At 69.3% G+C, this 15,896-nt stretch carries 15 protein-coding genes and 1 tRNA gene; 9 read left to right on the plus strand and 7 right to left on the minus strand.

Annotated features, from left to right (window positions below):
- The first annotated feature begins 19 nt into the window (after nt 1–19).
- Genes ACTWP9_RS19195 through ACTWP9_RS19210 form a run of 4 tightly spaced genes read left to right on the plus strand, consistent with a single transcriptional unit; the run spans nt 20 to nt 4,606 of the window.
- Nucleotides 20–1,369: an ABC transporter substrate-binding protein gene (locus ACTWP9_RS19195; RefSeq protein ID WP_443247428.1), complete on the plus strand. Its 1,350-nt coding sequence runs from the start codon at nt 20–22 to the stop codon at nt 1,367–1,369.
- Nucleotides 1,366–2,310 carry a carbohydrate ABC transporter permease gene (locus tag ACTWP9_RS19200; protein ID WP_443247429.1) on the plus strand — a complete coding sequence of 315 codons (945 nt, stop codon included), beginning with the start codon at nt 1,366–1,368 and terminating at the stop codon, nt 2,308–2,310. Before ACTWP9_RS19195 ends, ACTWP9_RS19200 begins: the two co-directional genes overlap by 4 nt.
- Nucleotides 2,307–3,209, plus strand: a complete 903-nt coding sequence (locus ACTWP9_RS19205) for a carbohydrate ABC transporter permease (protein WP_443247430.1) — start codon at nt 2,307–2,309, stop codon at nt 3,207–3,209. The genes ACTWP9_RS19200 and ACTWP9_RS19205 overlap by 4 nt, the downstream gene beginning before the upstream one ends.
- Nucleotides 3,206–4,606, plus strand: coding sequence for an LLM class flavin-dependent oxidoreductase (locus ACTWP9_RS19210; protein ID WP_443247431.1), 1,401 nt, complete (start codon nt 3,206–3,208; stop codon nt 4,604–4,606). The genes ACTWP9_RS19205 and ACTWP9_RS19210 overlap by 4 nt, the downstream gene beginning before the upstream one ends.
- A gap of 152 nt (nt 4,607–4,758) precedes the next feature.
- On the opposite strand, the gene ACTWP9_RS19215 is transcribed toward ACTWP9_RS19210, so the two are convergent.
- Genes ACTWP9_RS19215 through ACTWP9_RS19235 form a run of 5 tightly spaced genes read right to left on the minus strand, consistent with a single transcriptional unit; the run spans nt 4,759 to nt 10,148 of the window.
- A complete protein-coding gene (locus tag ACTWP9_RS19215) occupies nt 4,759–6,024 on the minus strand; it encodes a vanadium-dependent haloperoxidase (RefSeq protein WP_443247432.1) in 1,266 nt (421 codons plus the stop codon).
- Entirely contained in the window at nt 6,021–7,373 is a 1,353-nt protein-coding gene (locus ACTWP9_RS19220) for an LLM class flavin-dependent oxidoreductase (protein WP_443247433.1), read from the minus strand. Before ACTWP9_RS19220 ends, ACTWP9_RS19215 begins: the two co-directional genes overlap by 4 nt.
- The gene (locus ACTWP9_RS19225) at nt 7,370–8,143 is read right to left on the minus strand and encodes an ABC transporter ATP-binding protein (protein WP_443247434.1); all 774 of its coding nucleotides are present in this window, start codon (nt 8,141–8,143) and stop codon (nt 7,370–7,372) included. The genes ACTWP9_RS19220 and ACTWP9_RS19225 overlap by 4 nt, the downstream gene beginning before the upstream one ends.
- Nucleotides 8,119–9,042: an ABC transporter permease gene (locus ACTWP9_RS19230; protein ID WP_443247435.1), complete on the minus strand. Its 924-nt coding sequence runs from the start codon at nt 9,040–9,042 to the stop codon at nt 8,119–8,121. The genes ACTWP9_RS19225 and ACTWP9_RS19230 overlap by 25 nt, the downstream gene beginning before the upstream one ends.
- Nucleotides 9,039–10,148: an ABC transporter substrate-binding protein gene (locus ACTWP9_RS19235; protein ID WP_443247436.1), complete on the minus strand. Its 1,110-nt coding sequence runs from the start codon at nt 10,146–10,148 to the stop codon at nt 9,039–9,041. The genes ACTWP9_RS19230 and ACTWP9_RS19235 overlap by 4 nt, the downstream gene beginning before the upstream one ends.
- A 639-nt stretch (nt 10,149–10,787) precedes the next feature.
- Here ACTWP9_RS19235 and ACTWP9_RS19240 point away from each other — a divergent pair.
- Nucleotides 10,788–11,639 carry a recombinase family protein gene (locus ACTWP9_RS19240; RefSeq protein ID WP_443247437.1) on the plus strand — a complete coding sequence of 284 codons (852 nt, stop codon included), beginning with the start codon at nt 10,788–10,790 and terminating at the stop codon, nt 11,637–11,639.
- Nucleotides 11,640–11,704: 65 nt separating this feature from the next.
- Here the strand turns inward: ACTWP9_RS19240 and ACTWP9_RS19245 are convergent.
- Nucleotides 11,705–11,789, minus strand: a tRNA-Leu gene (locus ACTWP9_RS19245).
- A 139-nt stretch (nt 11,790–11,928) separates the two neighbouring features.
- Between ACTWP9_RS19245 and ACTWP9_RS19250 the strand changes: the two genes are divergently transcribed.
- The 3 genes from ACTWP9_RS19250 (at nt 11,929) to ACTWP9_RS19260 (ending at nt 14,748) form a co-directional block, all read left to right on the plus strand.
- Nucleotides 11,929–13,245, plus strand: a complete 1,317-nt coding sequence (locus ACTWP9_RS19250) for a M20/M25/M40 family metallo-hydrolase (protein ID WP_443247438.1) — start codon at nt 11,929–11,931, stop codon at nt 13,243–13,245.
- Nucleotides 13,246–13,433: 188 nt separating this feature from the next.
- Nucleotides 13,434–13,667: a chaplin ChpH gene (gene chpH, locus ACTWP9_RS19255; RefSeq protein ID WP_443247439.1), complete on the plus strand. Its 234-nt coding sequence runs from the start codon at nt 13,434–13,436 to the stop codon at nt 13,665–13,667.
- 169 nt (nt 13,668–13,836) lie between these two features.
- Nucleotides 13,837–14,748, plus strand: coding sequence for a chaplin (locus tag ACTWP9_RS19260; RefSeq protein WP_443247440.1), 912 nt, complete (start codon nt 13,837–13,839; stop codon nt 14,746–14,748).
- Between the two features lie 113 nt (nt 14,749–14,861).
- Here the strand turns inward: ACTWP9_RS19260 and ACTWP9_RS19265 are convergent, their stop codons facing one another.
- Entirely contained in the window at nt 14,862–15,050 is a 189-nt protein-coding gene (locus tag ACTWP9_RS19265; RefSeq protein ID WP_055498790.1) for a DUF5703 family protein, read from the minus strand.
- 47 nt (nt 15,051–15,097) lie between these two features.
- On the opposite strand from ACTWP9_RS19265, the gene ACTWP9_RS19270 reads away from it, so the two are divergent.
- Entirely contained in the window at nt 15,098–15,868 is a 771-nt protein-coding gene (locus ACTWP9_RS19270; RefSeq protein WP_443247441.1) for a hypothetical protein, read from the plus strand.
- The last annotated feature ends 28 nt before the right edge of the window (nt 15,869–15,896 follow it).

Below are 15,896 nucleotides of genomic sequence, written 5' to 3' on the forward strand. Positions count from 1 at the left end.
CCCGCCAGGAGAACCTCCCATGTCACCGCTCTCCCGCAGACAGCTCCTCCGTGCCACCACCGGCGCCGCCACCCTCGCCGCCGCCGGTCCCCTCCTCGCCGCCTGCGGATCCGCGGAAGGTGCCGGCCTGGACCCGAACGCCAAGCCCGACTTGGACGGCGTCACCCTGAAGATCCTCGCCAACCAGCCCAACGCCCTGTCGTTCCAGTACCTCAAGAAACCGTTCGAGGAAGCCACCGGCGCCAAGCTCAAGATCACGCCGGTCCCGTACGACAAGCTCACCTCGAAGGCCACCCTCGACGTCCAGTCCGGCGCGGGCCAGTTCGACGTCTTCATGTACTGGTACGCCGCCGTCGGCACCCTCGCGCAGGGCGGCATCATCGAGGACCTGACCGCGTTCATCAAGGCCCACAAGGACATCGACGAGGGCGACTTCCTGCCCTCGCTCTACGACGCGTACACCCGCTACGACGGCAAGCGGTGGGGACTGCCGTACGACGGGGACACCCACATCCTCTTCTACAACACCGAGATCTTCGAGCGGCACAAGGTCGAGCCTCCCAAGACCTGGGACGACTACAACGAGGCCGCCAAGAAGATCACCCGCGACGCCAAAGGCAAGTACTACGGCGCCATCATCGAGGCACAGCAGGTCCCCGTCATCCTCGGCTGTGCCTTCGCCAACCGCCTCGCCGGATACGGCGGCACCTTCCTGGACAAGGGAGTCTCCGGCAACCCCACCCTGGACACCCCCGAGGCGCTCGCCGCTGCGGAAAACCTCCTCCAGGGCGCGCACCACGCCCTGCCCACCCCCTTGCAGATCGGGTTCGACCAGGCGCTGCCCGCCTTCCTGGACGGCAAGGGGGCGATGCTGGACTTCTGGACCGACTTCGCCAAGCGCGCCGAGGACCCCAAGCAGTCCAAGGTCGCCGGCAAATGGGGCGTCACCACACTGCCCGTCGGCGGCGACAACACCAAGCCGCGCACCTCGCTCGACGCGGGGTTCGGACTCGCGGTCTCCAAGGCGTCGAAACAGAAGGAGGCCGCGGCAGCGTTCATCGCGTGGGCGACGGCGGCCAGACAGAACCTCCTCGTGCTCGGCAAGAACGACGCGGGCGCGGACCCGATCCGCACCAGCACCCTCGACGCCGACGTGTTCAAGAAGGCGTCCCCCGACTCGTACGACGTCGTCCGCACCGGACTGGCCTCAGACCCCCTCCCGTGGCCGACCGTGCCGAAGGCACCGCAGCTGCTGCAGCGCCTCGTCGACGAACTCGCCCTCGGACTTCAGGGCAAGCAGAGCGCGAAGACGGCACTGGAGAAGACCCAGGCCGCATGGGCCAAGCAGCTGAAGGGCGGCACGGGATGACCTGGCCCGCACGGCATCCCGGGAAGGAGGGCTTCCGCCGACGGGCCTTCCGCCGACTGCGGCCGGCACCGGCGCCGAGCACCCGCGTACCCCACATCCTCGCTGTACCGTCCGTGCTCTTCCTGGTGACTTTCGCCGGGTATCCGTTGGTCTATCTGCTCGGCGTGGCGTTCAGCACCTCCACGCTCGCCCAGCCGCTCCAGCGGTGGACCGGCTTCGACAACTTCCGCACGGCGCTGGAGAGCGAGTCCTTCACCGGCTCGCTGTGGCGGGCGGCGCTCTTCGCGGTGGCCGCCGCCGCGGTACAGATGGCGCTGGGCGTCGCGCTCGCGCTGCTGCTGCGCGCGCGGGCCCGGTACCCCGGCACCCTCGGCGCCGTTCTGCTGCTGCCGATGGTCACCCCGCCCGTCATGGTCGGGGTGGCCTGGAAGCTGCTGCTCGCCCCGGTCGGCGGCGCACTCAACGGAGCGCTGCACGGCCTCGGGCTGCCCGGCGTCAACCCGCTCGGCGGCAGCACCAGCGCGTTCGTCACCCTGGTCATCATCGACAGCTGGCAGTGGACGCCCTTCGTCATGCTGCTGACATACGCCGCCCTGCTCGGCGTGCCGGACGAGCTGCGCGAGGCCGCCGCCCTGGACGGGGCGGGGCGCTGGCGGACCGTCCGCTCAGTGGTGCTGCCCTACATCGAGCCGACCCTGCTCTCCGTACTGACGCTGAAGCTCGTGATCGGGTTCAAGGTGTTCGACATCGTGTACGTCGTCACCTCGGGCGGCCCCGGCTTCTCCACCACCACCAGCACGTACGACATCCAGCGCACCGCCCTGCAGGACTTCGACGTCGGCAGCGCCGCCGCCGCGACGGTGCTCTTCTCCCTGCTCATCGGCGTGGTCACCAGCGTCGTCGCGCTGCGCCGCACACGCCTTCAGGAGGTGGTCGCATGACCACGGCGCAACTCGCCCGCGCGACGGAGACACCGCGGCCGGCCCGCCCCGAGTCGCCCCCTTCCGGGCCGCACCCCGGGCCGCGCCGCGTTCGCCGCCGCGGGACCCCGGCCACCACGCTGCTGGTGCTCGTCGCCGTCGCAACGATGGTCCCGGTGCTGTACGTGATCTCGCTGTCCGTGCGCTCCCGGGACGATGTACTCAACGGCGGCCTGCTGCCCTCTCGGCTGTTCTGGCAGAACTGGCCCGACGCCTTTCACGCCCTTGGCCTCGGCCGCTACATCGCCAACTCCTGGGCGGTCGCCACCGGTTCCGTCGTACTCACCCTGCTGATCGCCGTTCCGGGCGCCTACTTCACGGCGCGCGCCGGACGCCGCGGCGCGCGGCTCGGCTCCCTGATCCTCTCCAGCTACTGCGCGCCCCCGATCGTGGCCATCCTCCCGCTCTTCTTCCTGCTCCGGGAGCTGCAGCTGAACAACACGGTCACCGGGCTGGTACTCGTCGACGGGCTCGCCAACGTCCCCGTCGCCATCTGGCTGCTCGACGGGTTCGTCCGCGCGGTTCCCAAGGACATCGAAGAGGCGGCCTGGCTCGACGGGCTCGGCACCTGGGCCACCTTGCGCCGTATCGTGCTGCCGCTCATCGGCCCCGGCGTCGCGGCTGCCGCGCTGATCTGCTTCTTCCTCAGCTACAACGAGTTCCTCTTCGCCCTCAGCTTCGCCCAGGACAGCAGTTCCCAGACCCTGCCGGTGGCGCTCTCGCTCTTCCAGGGCGACAAGTCGGTCCAGTTCGGCCAGCAGGCCGTCGTCTCCCTTATCGGTATCGCCCCCGTGTACGTACTCGCCGTGGCCGCCCAGCGCCGGCTGGTGTCCGGCCTGTCCGCTGGAGCCGTCAAATGACCCGCCCCTCCGTTCGCCGGATCCATCTCAACGCCTTCGACATGGCCTGCGTCGGCCATCAGTCGCCCGGTCTGTGGCGCCACCCCGATGACCAGGCCCACCGCTACACAGACCTCGCCTACTGGACCGATCTCGCCCGGCTGCTGGAGCGCGGCGGCTTCGACTCGCTCTTCATCGCCGATGTGCTCGGCGTGTACGACGTCTACCAGGGCTCGCGCGACGCCGCCGTCCGCCAGGGCGCGCAGATTCCGCTGTCGGACCCGCTGCCCGCCGTCTCGGCGATGGCAGCCGTCACCCAGAACCTGGGTTTCGGCATCACCGTGTCGCTCACCTACGAGCAGCCCTACAAGCTCGCCCGCACCCTGAGCACCCTGGACCACCTCACCAAGGGCCGGGTCGCCTGGAACGTCGTCACCTCCTACCTGGCCAGCGCCGCCCGCAATCTCGGGCTCGACCAGCAGATCGGCCACGACGAGCGGTACGAGATGGCCGAGGAGTTCCTGGAGGTCTGCTACAAACTCTGGGAGTACTCATGGGATGACGACGCGGTGGTCCGCGACCGCGAACGCGGCGTCCACACCGACCCCGGCCGTATCCGCGACATCGCCCACAAGGGCAGGTACTTCGCCGTGCCCGGTGTCTTCCTCAGCGAACCCTCGCCGCAGCGCACCCCGGTCATCTTCCAGGCGGGTGCCTCACCGCGCGGGCGGGCCTTCGCCGCCCGGCACGGTGAGGGTGTCTTCATCAACGCGGTCAGCCCGCAGGCCACGCGCCGCGTCGTCGACGACATCCGCGCCAGGGCCGAGGCCGAGGGCCGGGACCCGTACAGCGTGAAGATCTACATCCTGCTGACCGCGATCACGGCACCCACGGACGAGGAGGCTCAGGCCAAGTACGCCGACCTCATCTCGTACGCCTCCTACGAGGGCGCCCTCGCCCTCTACGGCGGCTGGAGCGGTCTTGACCTGTCCGAACTCGCCCCTGAGGAGCGGCTGGAGTACGTCGACACCGATGCCGTCCGCTCGGCTCTGACGATCTTCTCCACAGCGGATCCCTCGCGTGAGTGGACGCCCGAACAGGTCGCCCGCTACCTGGGCATCGGCGGTATCGGACCGGTCGTCGTCGGCTCGCCCGAAACGGTCGCCGACGAACTCGAACGCTGGGTCGAGGAGGCCGACATCGACGGTTTCAACCTCGCGTACGCCATCACCCCCGGCACCTTCGCCGACTTCGTCGACCTGGTGGTCCCCGAGCTGCGGGCGCGTGGTCGCGTACCGCACACCCACCACGGCACGACGCTGCGCGAGCGCGTGAACGGCCGGGGGAGCCCCAGGGTCGCCGCGGACCATCCTGCCGCCCGGCACCGCGAACGTGCCGCCCGAGAACGTCACACGTAGCCGGGCGCCGTCAGCAGCTGTTGTGGCGCCGGGGCCCACGCCGAGACGTCAGGAGGCCCCCGACCGGCAGCCGGTCGGGGGCCTCCCGCGTGCTGGCGTCCTCTACGGTGAGCGAGGTGCGCCCGCAGTGCTCACGAGGGGCGGGAAGAGGCTCACGAGGGGCGGAAGAGCTGCTCGGAATTTCGCAGAGCGTGCTGGGCCACCTGCCTTCCCAGCGTGACTCCGGCCTCGTCGGCGGAGCGGGTGTGGATCCCGGAGAAGATCCGCGCGTCGACGTTCTCGGCCGTGAGCCGGCTCCAGCCGGTGTAGGTGCGTGTCACACCCGGGGCCGTTGGACTGGTCAGATCGAATGGAGCGGTGCGCGGGCCCACGAGTTCCGTGAGCACTTCTTGCGCCGCACCGGAATAAGTGGTGTGACCGCTGGGATAGTCCGGGTGCGCAGGCGTGGTGTGCAGGGGCGCCCAGTCGGGGTCGGGCTCGATGTCACCGGTACGGATGGCAGTGACGGGGCGCCACCGCACATGCGTGTACTTGCTGTCGGAGGTCGCGATCTGCGTGTCCACCAGCGCGACATGGAACAACGCCACCAGCCTGGCCCGCCGTTCGACCGGCTCCAGGAACCGGGCCAGGGCGACCCTCAACGGCTCGGTGTAGAGGGTCAGCGACGAGCCGAACCAGAAGTTGGCCGTCTCGGTCTGGTGCGCTGTCCGCTGTGTGCTGTCCGCCGAGCCGTAAGCGCGGACCTCGGCCAGATCGGACCGGTAGCGGTCGGAGTCCAGCGCGGGCGGCGGGCCGAGGCGGAACTGGCGGGCGCTCTTCAGCAGGAACGGCTGCGCCAGCCGGTTGCCGTACTGCGTGGCCGGGGCGTTGTCGGGCGGCGTCGGCTGCCAGACGCCGGGGGCTGCCTCCGGCACCGGGAAGGGAGCGTTCACGGAGGCGGGATCGAGGCCGTCTCCCTTCCGCGAGTCCAGGACGATCCGGGCCTGGCGCTCACCGGCCGCCACACCCCGGTCCTTGGCGGCGCCGTCCGGTATTCCGTCCAGGGTTCTGCGCAGCGCGGCGTCCAACTGCTCTGTGCGGTCGGGCACCAGGGTGACCAGGGAGTGGTGCACCGCGGAGGCCAGTGCGGCGTTCTGGAACGCGGCCCGGCCGGCCCCTTCAGGCCGCTCGCGGGTGGCCCGGGCTGCCGCGAGCCAAGCGATGGCCCAGGTCCGGCTGTTGGTGACCTGGGTCGGCGCACCGGCCGCCGCTATGGTCTCGGCCGTGGTGTCGTACCAGTCGAGAACCACCTCGGCAGGGGACGGGGCAGCCGCATCAGGGGTAGGCGAGGCCGTGGCCGTGGGGGCGGCCACCAGTGCGGGCGACAGCGCCGTCGCGAGGAGAGCCGCAAGGGCGGGACGGCGTCCGATCTGTCTCATGTGTGTTCCTTCACGGGTCGGTTCTGCCGGGTATAGCGGCTGGCAGGGCGGGACAGCCCGTAGTGGTCTCGCAGGGTCGTGCTGGTGTATTCGGCGCGGAACAGTCCGCGCTCGCGCAGAATCGGCACCACATGGCCGGCGAAGAGGTCGAAGCCTCCGGTCAGCCAGGGCGGCATGATGTTGAAGCCGTCGGCGGCGCCCTGTTCGAACCACCGCTGGATCTCGTCGGCAATCTGTTCCGGTGTGCCGGCGACCACGCGGTGTCCGCGGGCGCCGGCCAGCCGGTGCAGCAGCTGCCGCACGGTCGGCTGCTCCCGGTCGATGATGTCCAGTACGAGCTGGAACCGGCTGCCGTTGCCCCGTTCACCCTGTGTCTCGATGAGCTTGCGCGGCACTGGCCCGTCCAGCGCTTCGGCGTCGAGTTCCAGACCGACGATGCGGCGCAGCAACTGGAGCGAATACTCGGGCTGGGTCAGCTCGTTGAAGTCCTGGTGCAGGCGGCGCGCCTCCGCCTCGGTCGAACCGATGAACGGGCTGATGCCGGGCAGCACCAGCACCTCTCGCGGGTCCCGCCCCCTGGCCGCCGCCCGCTCCTTGATGTCCTGGTAGTACTCCTGGGCGCCGGCCAGCGTCTGTTGCGCGGTGAACACCGCCTCGGCGTACTCGGCGGGGAACGCGCGCCCGTCCTCGGACGAGCCCGCCTGGACGTAAACGGGCCGGCCCTGGGGCGTACGAGGTGTGTTGAGCGGACCGCGGACTGCCAGATGACGCCCTTCGTGGTCGATGGTGTGGATCCGGTCGGTGTCGGCGAACACACCGGTGCGCTGGTCGGCGACGAGCGCGCCGTCCTCCCAGCTGTCCCACAGCTTTGTGACGATGTCGACGAATTCCCGTGCGCGGTCATAGCGCTGCGCGTGTACCGGGTGGGCTTCGAGCCCGAAGTTCTGCGCGGCCTGCGGGGCGCCCGTGGTGACAATGTTCCAGCCCGCGCGCCCCTTGCTGAGGTGGTCGAGGGAAGCGAACAGCCGCGCCAGGTTGTAGGGCTCGTTGTACGTGGTGGAAGCGGTGGCGATCAGGCCGATCCGCTCCGTGGCCGCCGCGAGGGCAGCCAGCCAGGTGAAGGGTTCGAGGCGGAACCGGCTGGCGTATCGGACGTTGTCGGCCAGGGCCGGGCCGTCGGCCAGGAAGATTGCGTCGAACCCGGCAGCCTCCGCCGACCGGGCCAGGTCCTGGTAGTAGCGAATGTCCAGGACCCGTTCGGGTTCCGAGTCCGGGTAGCGCCAGGCGGCCTCGTGGTGACCACCGGGGTAGATGAACAGGTTCAGATGGAGTTGCCGTCGCTCCGTCACGCGGACTCCTCCTGATCGATCGAGTCCACGCCGAGCGTGCTGAGCAGCCGGTCCCGGAGCGCGGCGTACTCGGGACTGCCCTGGCGGCGCGGCCCCGGGAGATCCACGGTGAGGTCGGCCGCCATCCGGCCCTCGTCCAGCACGGCGACCCGGTCGGCGAGCGCGATGGCCTCGTCCACATCGTGTGTCACCAGCAGCACGGCGGGCCGGTGCCGCTCGCACAGCCGCCGCAGCAGAGCATGCATCCGGATCCTGGTCAGCGCGTCCAGCGCGCCGAACGGCTCGTCGGCGAGGAGGAGTTCGGGATCGCGCACCAACGAACGCGCGAGGGAGACCCGCTGCTGCTCGCCGCCGGACAGCTCGATCGGCCAGGCCCTCTCCCGCCCGGCGAGACCGACCTCGGCGAGCGCCTCCCGTCCGCGGCCTTCGGTGTCCGGGCCGGAGAGCCCCAGCACCACGTTGTCCAGGACACGTTTCCACGGCAGCAGCCGGGCGTCCTGGAAGACCACCGAGACGTTACTGGGCGCACTCAGCTCGCCGGCGCCGTCCACCCCGTGGTCGAGCCCGGCCGCCGCCCGCAGCAGAGTGCTCTTGCCGGAGCCACTGCGGCCGAGAAGAGCCACGAACTCGCCGGCGCCGATGTTCAGATCCAGCTCGTCCAGCACGCGCCGGTCGCCGAAGGCACGTACCAGCCCTTGGATGCGGACCGCCGCGCCGGCGTCCTGTGCGGCGGTGGCGGTGGCGGTCAGTCCGCGAGCGTACGTCGCCATGACAGCGCCCTCCTCTGTATCAGCCGTACCAGTGCGTCGGAGATGAGGCCGAGGAGTCCGTACACGACCAGACCGACAATGATGATCTCCGTCTGCCCGTACGTCCGCGCCAACTCCATCATGTAGCCGATGCCGCTGGTGGCGTTGACCTGCTCGACGACCACCAGGGCCAGCCAGGCGTAGGTCACGGCGAACCGCATCCCCAGCAGGAAACTGGGGAGCGCCCCGGGCAGCACCACATGGCGCAGGAACTGCGCTCGACTCAGCCGTACCGTCTCGGCCAGCTCGGCGTACCGGCTGTCGAGGGTGCGCAGCCCGTTGTGGGTGTGGATGTAGACATGGACGAGCACGGCCAGGGCGATCGTGATGACCTTCATGGACTCCCCGATGCCGAACCAGAGGATCAGCAGCGGAATCAGCGCCAGGGAGGGTATGGCACGCTTGATCTGCACGGGCCCGTCGATCACCGCTTCGCCGAGCCTGCTGAGGCCGGAGACCACAGCCAGCACGAGCCCCGCGGCGATTCCGAACGCCAGCCCGATCAGGACCCGTTGGGTCGAGGTCCACAGGTTGGTCTGCAGCCTGCCATCGGCAATGAGGTCCCCTGCCGTGGTGACCACCGTCCATGGCGCTGAGATGTTGCGCGGGTCGATCAGGCCCAGGGCCGAGCCTGCCGACCAGACGACGAGCAGCAGCGCGGGACCGATCGCCCAGCCGTACGGGATGGGGCGACCCGGGCCGAGCCGTCGGCCGTTGTGTCGCCGAGCCGGCCGTGCTGCGGCCGGGGCGGGACCGCCGCGCCCCTGAGCCGCCTCGGGCGCGTCGGCCGTCCCGGACGGCCCGGAGCCTCCGTCCGCCTTGGCCGACGAGAGCCGCTCTGCGGAGATCCCGGTACTCACGATGACGTCCCCTTCTTCCCCGCCTTCGCCTTCTCTGCCTTGTCCTGCTCCGCCTTTTCCTGCTCCGCCTTTTCCTGCTTCGCGATGGCGTCCGCGGCGACCGATTCGTACCGGCGGTCGAAGATGATCTTCGTGTTGAACTTCTTCTTGCCTGTCTCCTTGGCCAGCAGATCGACCGTCTTCTGCTGGCGCGCAATGGCCGGGGACCAGTCCGCCGGGATGTCCGGATGGCCGTTCTGCTTGACGAGGTATGCGCCGTCCTCGCGGGACAGGCCCTGGTCCTTGACGAAGTAGCCCTTGATCCATTCCTCCGGGTGCTTGTCGATCCAGATCTGCGCCCGAGCCCAGAACTTGACCAGCTTCCGGATGGCCGCCGCCTTTTGCGGGTCGTCCACGGACTTGGTCAGCGCCCACAGATGCTCGGGGTCGTCGCGCAGACCGTGCTGGATGGTCTTCGCCCCGTCCTTGCCGTACTTCGCCGGGTAACGCTTGATATTGACGTCACCGATCGGCGCCGCGTCCACCTCGTGGTTGCCCAGCGCGGTCGGGTAGACATCCCCGGTGCTGGGCATTTCGACGAGCTTTACGTCTTCCTTGGTGAGGCCGGCCTTAGCCAGGATCCGCAGAACAAGTGCTCCCTGCGCCTGTCCCGGGCTGTAGGCGATCTTCTTTCCGCGCAGACCTTTGAGGGTGTTGATTTTTGCGCCCGGAGCGATCCCGAGTTCGTACGTGGGGTGGTGGAGCGGGTCCTTGCGGAACTTCGCCGCCACCAGTTTGGTGTCCAAGCCGGTCCAATGAGCGTGGATGGACGGGATTTCCGCCGCCTTGCACACATCGAGGGAATGGGCACGGAATGCCTCCGAGCACTGCGGACCGCCTTTGATATTGGCCCACTTGACCTTGAAAGGCAGCTTGTCGAGCTGACCCGACAGCTTCAGAGCCACCTTGAGATCAGGCGCCCCGACGGTGATCGACGTGCTCGGGGACACCTTCGCCGGGATCTTCTCGTCGGAGAGGTTCTTGCTGGGTGCCGTCGAAGCCGTGTCATTGGCGCAGCCGACCAGCAGCAGAGGACCGGTAAGGGCAGCAAGAAGGGCAGCACGCATTGCTCTGGGCATAGGTATTCCTGTAGTTCCAAGTTCTTTGAGAACTGCGCAAGCGGAAAAGCCATCAGGACACGACGGGGACCATGTCAACTGATGGCGGAAAAGGGGACGGACAGCCCCAGACCGGCCGACGGCACGGGGAAAGCGGTCAGGTCAGCTACACAACGCGGCGGCGACGCGCATCAGATCAACAGCGCGACGTTGCTTTAGCCGCCGGGAATTGTCCATGTCCCGAAGCTAACGACGGCCCCGAACCCGGTCAAGCGGTGCCCCGCGCCAGAGCAACACTGCAATAACAGGTTCGTGCCACGGCCATACGCACGTTACGCGAGCCCCGGAAGAATCCCCACAGCGGCCGAAGCCGTGCTCGCGGCGCGTTGGGACAGTGCCTTGATTGCTTCCCCGGCCGCCGTCCGTCCCGGCAGCCGTTACGCCACCGCTGGCCGACCCGGCGGTTGATACCGACGACCCGGCATGCTTCCGGGGTACTCCCCCTTGCGCCCCCCATCTCATGGTGGTGAACCCTCCAGGGTGGATGACGGCCCGGTGATCGTGGTGCGTCGTCCGCCGCGGTGCTTGTGTTGCGAACCCTCCAGGGTGTCCGCGCGCGACCGTCGTAGGAATGCTCATCGGTCCGGCGTGGCGTGGTCGAAGAGCGCGGTGCGGGCGATCCTGAAGAATCCCCGGTACACCGGACATCAGGTGTGGAATCGGCAGCGGAAGGAAGAGCGGCTGATCAATGTCGAGGACGTCGCTCTCGGTCACGAGACGAGACAGCGTTGGAACACCGAGTCTGAGTGGGTGTGGTCGAAGAGGCCCGTGCACGAGCCGCTCATCAGCTTGGAGACCTATCTGCAGGTCCAGGACCTGATGGGAGCGCAGGGCCGCACCCGCGTTCGTAAGGACCTGGCCGTTACGCGTCATGCCTATGTCTTCCGCGGAAGGCTCATCTGCGGGCTGTGCAGCCGGAAGATGCAGGGGCAGAAGAGTCGTGGGGCTCTCTCCTACCGTTGCCGCTTCCCGGACGAGTACGCCCTGGCGAACGAGATCTGGCACCCGCACAACCGCTACCTGCCGGAGCGGGATCTCGTCCCGCCGGTAGATGCGTGGATCGGGCGGGTCTGTGCGCCGCATCGATTGGCCGAGACCGTGCACGCGCTGTGGGCAGCGCAGGAGGATCTGCCGGAGGACGTCGAGGCGGCGCGGACCCAGGAGAAGATCAAGAAGTGTGACCGGAACCTCGTGCGTTACCGCGAAGCTCTCGAAGCCGGCGCAGACGCCCCTACGGTCGCCTCGTGGATGGCCGAAGCGAGGGCCGAGAAGGCCGAAGCGATGGCCTACCTCTCGGCCCGGGAGTCTTCGCCGCGCCTGTCGGAGGAAGAGAATCGCGAACGGTCTCGTCCACCGACGACCTGCGCACGGCCTTGCGAGGGCGGAACCGCGGCTCAAGGCGGAGCTGTACGCAGCCCTGGGACTTCAGCTGACCTATGACCCCGGAAAAGCAACCGTGCGGGTCGAGGCGAACCTCGACCCGCACGCGTTGGGGAAATAGTACGTGTCGGGAGGGGGACTTGAACCCCCACGCCCTGTAAAGGGCACTAGCACCTCAAGCTAGCGCGTCTGCCATTCCGCCACCCCGACCGGGTGTGCCGCGGGGCCGGTGGGCGGCCTTGCGACGGGTTAAACCTTAGCACCCGATGAGGACTGCGATCACCCGGCTCTTGGGGTGCCGGGGTGTGGGCGGGAGGATGGGGGTCTACCTGCGAGAAGAGGAGGCAGTGTGAGTGCCGATAGCGCCGCTACCGCCGAGAGCGAGGTCGTCGATCTCTGCCGCGAGCTGATCCGGATCGACACCAGCAATTACGGCAACAACGAGGGCCCCGGGGAGCGGGCGGCGGCGGAGTACGTCGCCGAGAAGCTGGCCGAGGTCGGCCTGGAGCCGCAGATCATCGAGTCCCGCCCGGGGCGTGCCTCGACCGTGGCGCGGATCACGGGCGAGGACCCCTCCCGCCCCGCCCTGCTCATCCACGGGCACACCGATGTGGTGCCGGCCAACGCCGACGACTGGACGCATCACCCGTTCTCCGGGGAGATCGCCGACGGCTGCGTGTGGGGACGCGGCGCCGTCGACATGAAGGACATGGACGCCATGACGCTGGCGGTCGTACGCGACCGGATGCGTGCCGGGCGGAAGCCGCCCCGCGACATAGTGCTGGCCTTCCTCGCGGACGAGGAGGCGGGCGGCGTCTACGGGGCGCGGCACCTGGTGGACAACCACGCCGATCTCTTCGAAGGGGTCACCGAGGCCATCGGCGAGGTCGGCGGTTTCTCCTTCACGGTGAACGAGAACCTGCGGCTCTATCTCGTCGAGACGGCCCAGAAGGGCATGCACTGGATGCGGCTCACCGTGGACGGCACCGCGGGCCACGGGTCGATGACCAACAACGACAACGCGATCACCGAACTGTGCGAGGCCGTCGGACGGCTGGGCCGGCACAAGTTTCCGGTCCGGGTGACCAAAACGGTCCGTTCGTTCCTGGACGAGCTCTCCGATGCGCTGGGCGTCGAGCTCGATCCCGAGGACATGGAGGAGACCCTCGCCAGGCTCGGCGGTATCGCGAAGATCATCGGTGCCACGCTGCAGAACACCGCGGCGCCCACCCAGCTCGGCGCCGGCTACAAGGTCAACGTCATCCCCGGTCAGGCCACCGCGCACGTGGACGGGCGGTTCCTACCGGGACACGAGGAGGAGTTCCTGGCCGATCTCGACCGGCTGCTGGGGCCGCGCGTGCGGCGTGAGGACGTGCATGCCGACAAGGCGCTGGAGACGACGTTCGACGGTGCGCTGGTGGACGCCATGCAGTCCTCGCTGCGCGCGGAGGACCCCGTCGCCCGTGCCGTGCCGTACATGCTCTCGGGGGGAACCGACGCGAAGTCCTTCGACGACCTGGGCATCCGCTGCTTCGGCTTCGCACCGCTGAAGCTGCCGCCGGAGCTGGACTTCGCCGGGATGTTCCACGGCGTGGACGAGCGGGTTCCGGTCGAAGGACTGCAGTTCGGGGTCCGGGTGCTGGACCGGTTCCTGGACCAGGCGTAACACCGCCGGGCGCCCGTCGTGCGTCATGCGTCGTTGACCGGTCCGGGGCGGTAATCGGGTAATCGGCCACCTGTGCGGAGGCGACTGGGATGAGTGAATGATCTAGTCAGTTCGTAGCCTGATTCCTCCATCCTCGTTACAGGGAGTGCGGTCCCCGGCTGGGACCGTATTGCCAACAAGGAGGAACAATGATCAAGAAGGTCATCGCCGCCGCGGCTGCCACCAGCGGTCTTGTGCTGGCTGGTGCGGGTATGGCCGTCGCCGACTCCGGTGCGCAGGGTGCCGCTGTGCACTCCCCGGGTGTCGTTTCCGGCAACAACGTGCAGGTCCCCGTCCACGTGCCGGTGAACGCCTGCGGCAACACGATCTCCGTGGTCGGGCTGCTGAACCCCGCGTTCGGCAACACCTGCGTCGCCAACTGACGCCGAGCCTCATCCGACCCGATCGGTGAGCAATGCATCTGAGCGGCCCCGGAGCACGCGCCACGCGCTCCGGGGCCCTCAGGTCTTGAGGGGGGCGGGACGGCGCGCGCGGTGCGCCTCCCCCTGGCCGGTCATAGACAGCCACCACTAGGCAGGGGATTCCACAACCATGCGACAAGGCACCAGAAAGGGCCTGCTCACCATGGCCGCAGCGGGCGGCCTCCTCGCGATGTCAGGGGGGACCGCGCTCGCGGACTCGGGCGCCCATGGAGGCAGCGCGAACTCGCCGGGGGTGCTCTCCGGCAACAACGTCGAGGCACCGGTGAACGTCACGGCCAACGTCTGCGGCAACACCGTCAACGTCGTCGGCCTGCTCAACCCGGCGTCCGGCAACGGCTGCGGCAACGACGGCGCCGGCCCGCAGGGCGGACGCGGGGCCCGCGCGGGAGGTTCCACGCACGACTCGCCCGGCGTCGGTTCGGGCAACAACGCGCAGGTTCCGGTCGATGTGCCGGTGAACGTCTGCGGCAACACCGTCGATGTCGGCGGTGCGCTCAACCCGGCGCACGGCAACGGCTGCGCCGGCCAGCCGGACCCGTCGGAGCCGGGCCCGGGCCCTGTCGACCCCGGGTACCCGGAAGACCCCGGCAAGCCCGGTGATCCGGACCGACCCGGCGACCCGGGTGACCCCGGGAGCCCCGGCGACCCGGATGACCCCGGGGATCCCGGGCGGCCCGGAGACCCCCAGCAGCCGGGGCAGCCCGGTAACCCGCCCGGACCCGGCGGGCCTGGTGAGCCCACAGCCCCGGGCGCGTCCCCCCAGCCCGGCAGCACCGGTGAGGTGCTCGGCGGTTCCGTGCCGGAGGCCGTATCGGGGTCGTCGGTATCCGAGAAGGCCGCGGCGTCCGAGGTCTCCGGGGCACCCTCGGCTTCCCACGACCCCGCTACCGCAGGGGCCGACGGCGAACTGGCGCACACCGGCGCCAGCTCGCAGCTCTGGGTCGCCGCGCCGCTGAGCGCGGGCTTGCTCGCGGGCGGTTATGTGCTCTACCGGCGCTCCCGGGCCGCCATCCGCCGCTGACCTCTGCGGCGGCCGGCCCGGTTCCGGGCCGTGGCCGCACAGGGCACGGCAGAGGGAGCGGTCCCGCAACCGGCGGGCCCGCTCCCTCGCAGCCCCTCACCCGCGAACGGCGGTCACCAGGTGGCGCGCAGCTGGCGGATGATGCGGCGGCGTAGCCGCACCCGACGGCTCCCGTCCGGGTACAGCCGCATCCGGGCCAGCTCCCAGTGCCCGTACTCGGCGTGATCGGTCAGCAGTTGAGTCGCAGCCTTACGGGATACGCCCCGAGGGACGTACACATCGCGAAATTCGTATTCCGGCATCCTCTCTATTGTGCGTGTGGGCCCCGTCTGCCGATAGCGTCTGCACTATGTCTGATGCTGCGCAGCCCACCGCTGCCGACGTACGCGCCGCCGCCGAGGCGGTCAAAGCCGCGCTGGACCGGCACCTCGAGGCCGTCGAGCGCCGCGCGGGGGAGTCCCGGGCGCCTGCCGGAGCGGGCGCCGACGCCGGTGCGGGTGAGCGGGACGCCTCGTCGGCGGGGCAGTACGCCGCCGAACTCGACTCTGCCGTCTATGCCGCCTTCGACGCGCTGGCCGCCGCGGGTGAGACCTACGACGAACTGCTGTACGAGGTCTACGACGAGGTCACCCCGTTCGAGATCCCCAGCAGCGACGGCCTGCCCGCCTACACCGGGCCGGAAGCACCCAGCGCACTGAGCGTTCTGATCCGGCGGGACTACGTCATCTCCGAGCCGCACCGGTTGCAGGCCCAGGCCGAGCGCGTCACCGAGCTGGACCCCGATTCGGCGGAGGACGAGCGGGTCGAGAGCGCCGCCCCGGGCAACAGTGTGCATGCGGCGCTCGGGGTGCTCTTCGGGGAGTACGAACCGGACGAGATCGCCACCCGGCACAAGGAGTTCGGCCTTGAGGAGGGCGATTCCACGATGTGGGTCACGGCGGTCGACGAACCCGCCGAGCCCGGCGAGTGGCTGTCGGCGCCCTTCGACCAGGCGGACCCCCAGCGCGTGATCTGCCGCTTCGACGTCAGCTCCGTCTTCGACGAGGACGAGGAAGACCTGGTCCTCGAAGCCCGGGACGAGGACGAGGACGAGGATGAAGAAGAGGGCGAGGACGAGTAGGCGGAGGAGAGTACGAGGACGGCGCCGA

Origin of the sequence: Streptomyces sp. 3N207, assembly GCF_052246355.1 — a bacterium.
In the GTDB taxonomy this organism is placed as follows: domain Bacteria; phylum Actinomycetota; class Actinomycetes; order Streptomycetales; family Streptomycetaceae; genus Streptomyces.

Excerpts from the sequence above, each read along its gene's own strand:
- ACTWP9_RS19270 (WP_443247441.1), top strand. The coding sequence starts at position 15,098 with ATGTCTGATGCTGCGCAGCCCACCGCTGCCGACGTACGCGCCGCCGCC.
- ACTWP9_RS19210 (WP_443247431.1), top strand. The coding sequence starts at position 3,206 with ATGACCCGCCCCTCCGTTCGCCGGATCCATCTCAACGCCTTCGACATG.
- ACTWP9_RS19260 (WP_443247440.1), top strand. The coding sequence starts at position 13,837 with ATGCGACAAGGCACCAGAAAGGGCCTGCTCACCATGGCCGCAGCGGGC.
- ACTWP9_RS19265 (WP_055498790.1), bottom strand. The coding sequence starts at position 15,050 with ATGCCGGAATACGAATTTCGCGATGTGTACGTCCCTCGGGGCGTATCC.
- chpH (WP_443247439.1), top strand. The coding sequence starts at position 13,434 with ATGATCAAGAAGGTCATCGCCGCCGCGGCTGCCACCAGCGGTCTTGTG.
- ACTWP9_RS19215 (WP_443247432.1), bottom strand. The coding sequence starts at position 6,024 with ATGAGACAGATCGGACGCCGTCCCGCCCTTGCGGCTCTCCTCGCGACG.
- ACTWP9_RS19205 (WP_443247430.1), top strand. The coding sequence starts at position 2,307 with ATGACCACGGCGCAACTCGCCCGCGCGACGGAGACACCGCGGCCGGCC.
- ACTWP9_RS19235 (WP_443247436.1), bottom strand. The coding sequence starts at position 10,148 with ATGCGTGCTGCCCTTCTTGCTGCCCTTACCGGTCCTCTGCTGCTGGTC.
- ACTWP9_RS19225 (WP_443247434.1), bottom strand. The coding sequence starts at position 8,143 with ATGGCGACGTACGCTCGCGGACTGACCGCCACCGCCACCGCCGCACAG.
- ACTWP9_RS19195 (WP_443247428.1), top strand. The coding sequence starts at position 20 with ATGTCACCGCTCTCCCGCAGACAGCTCCTCCGTGCCACCACCGGCGCC.
- ACTWP9_RS19200 (WP_443247429.1), top strand. The coding sequence starts at position 1,366 with ATGACCTGGCCCGCACGGCATCCCGGGAAGGAGGGCTTCCGCCGACGG.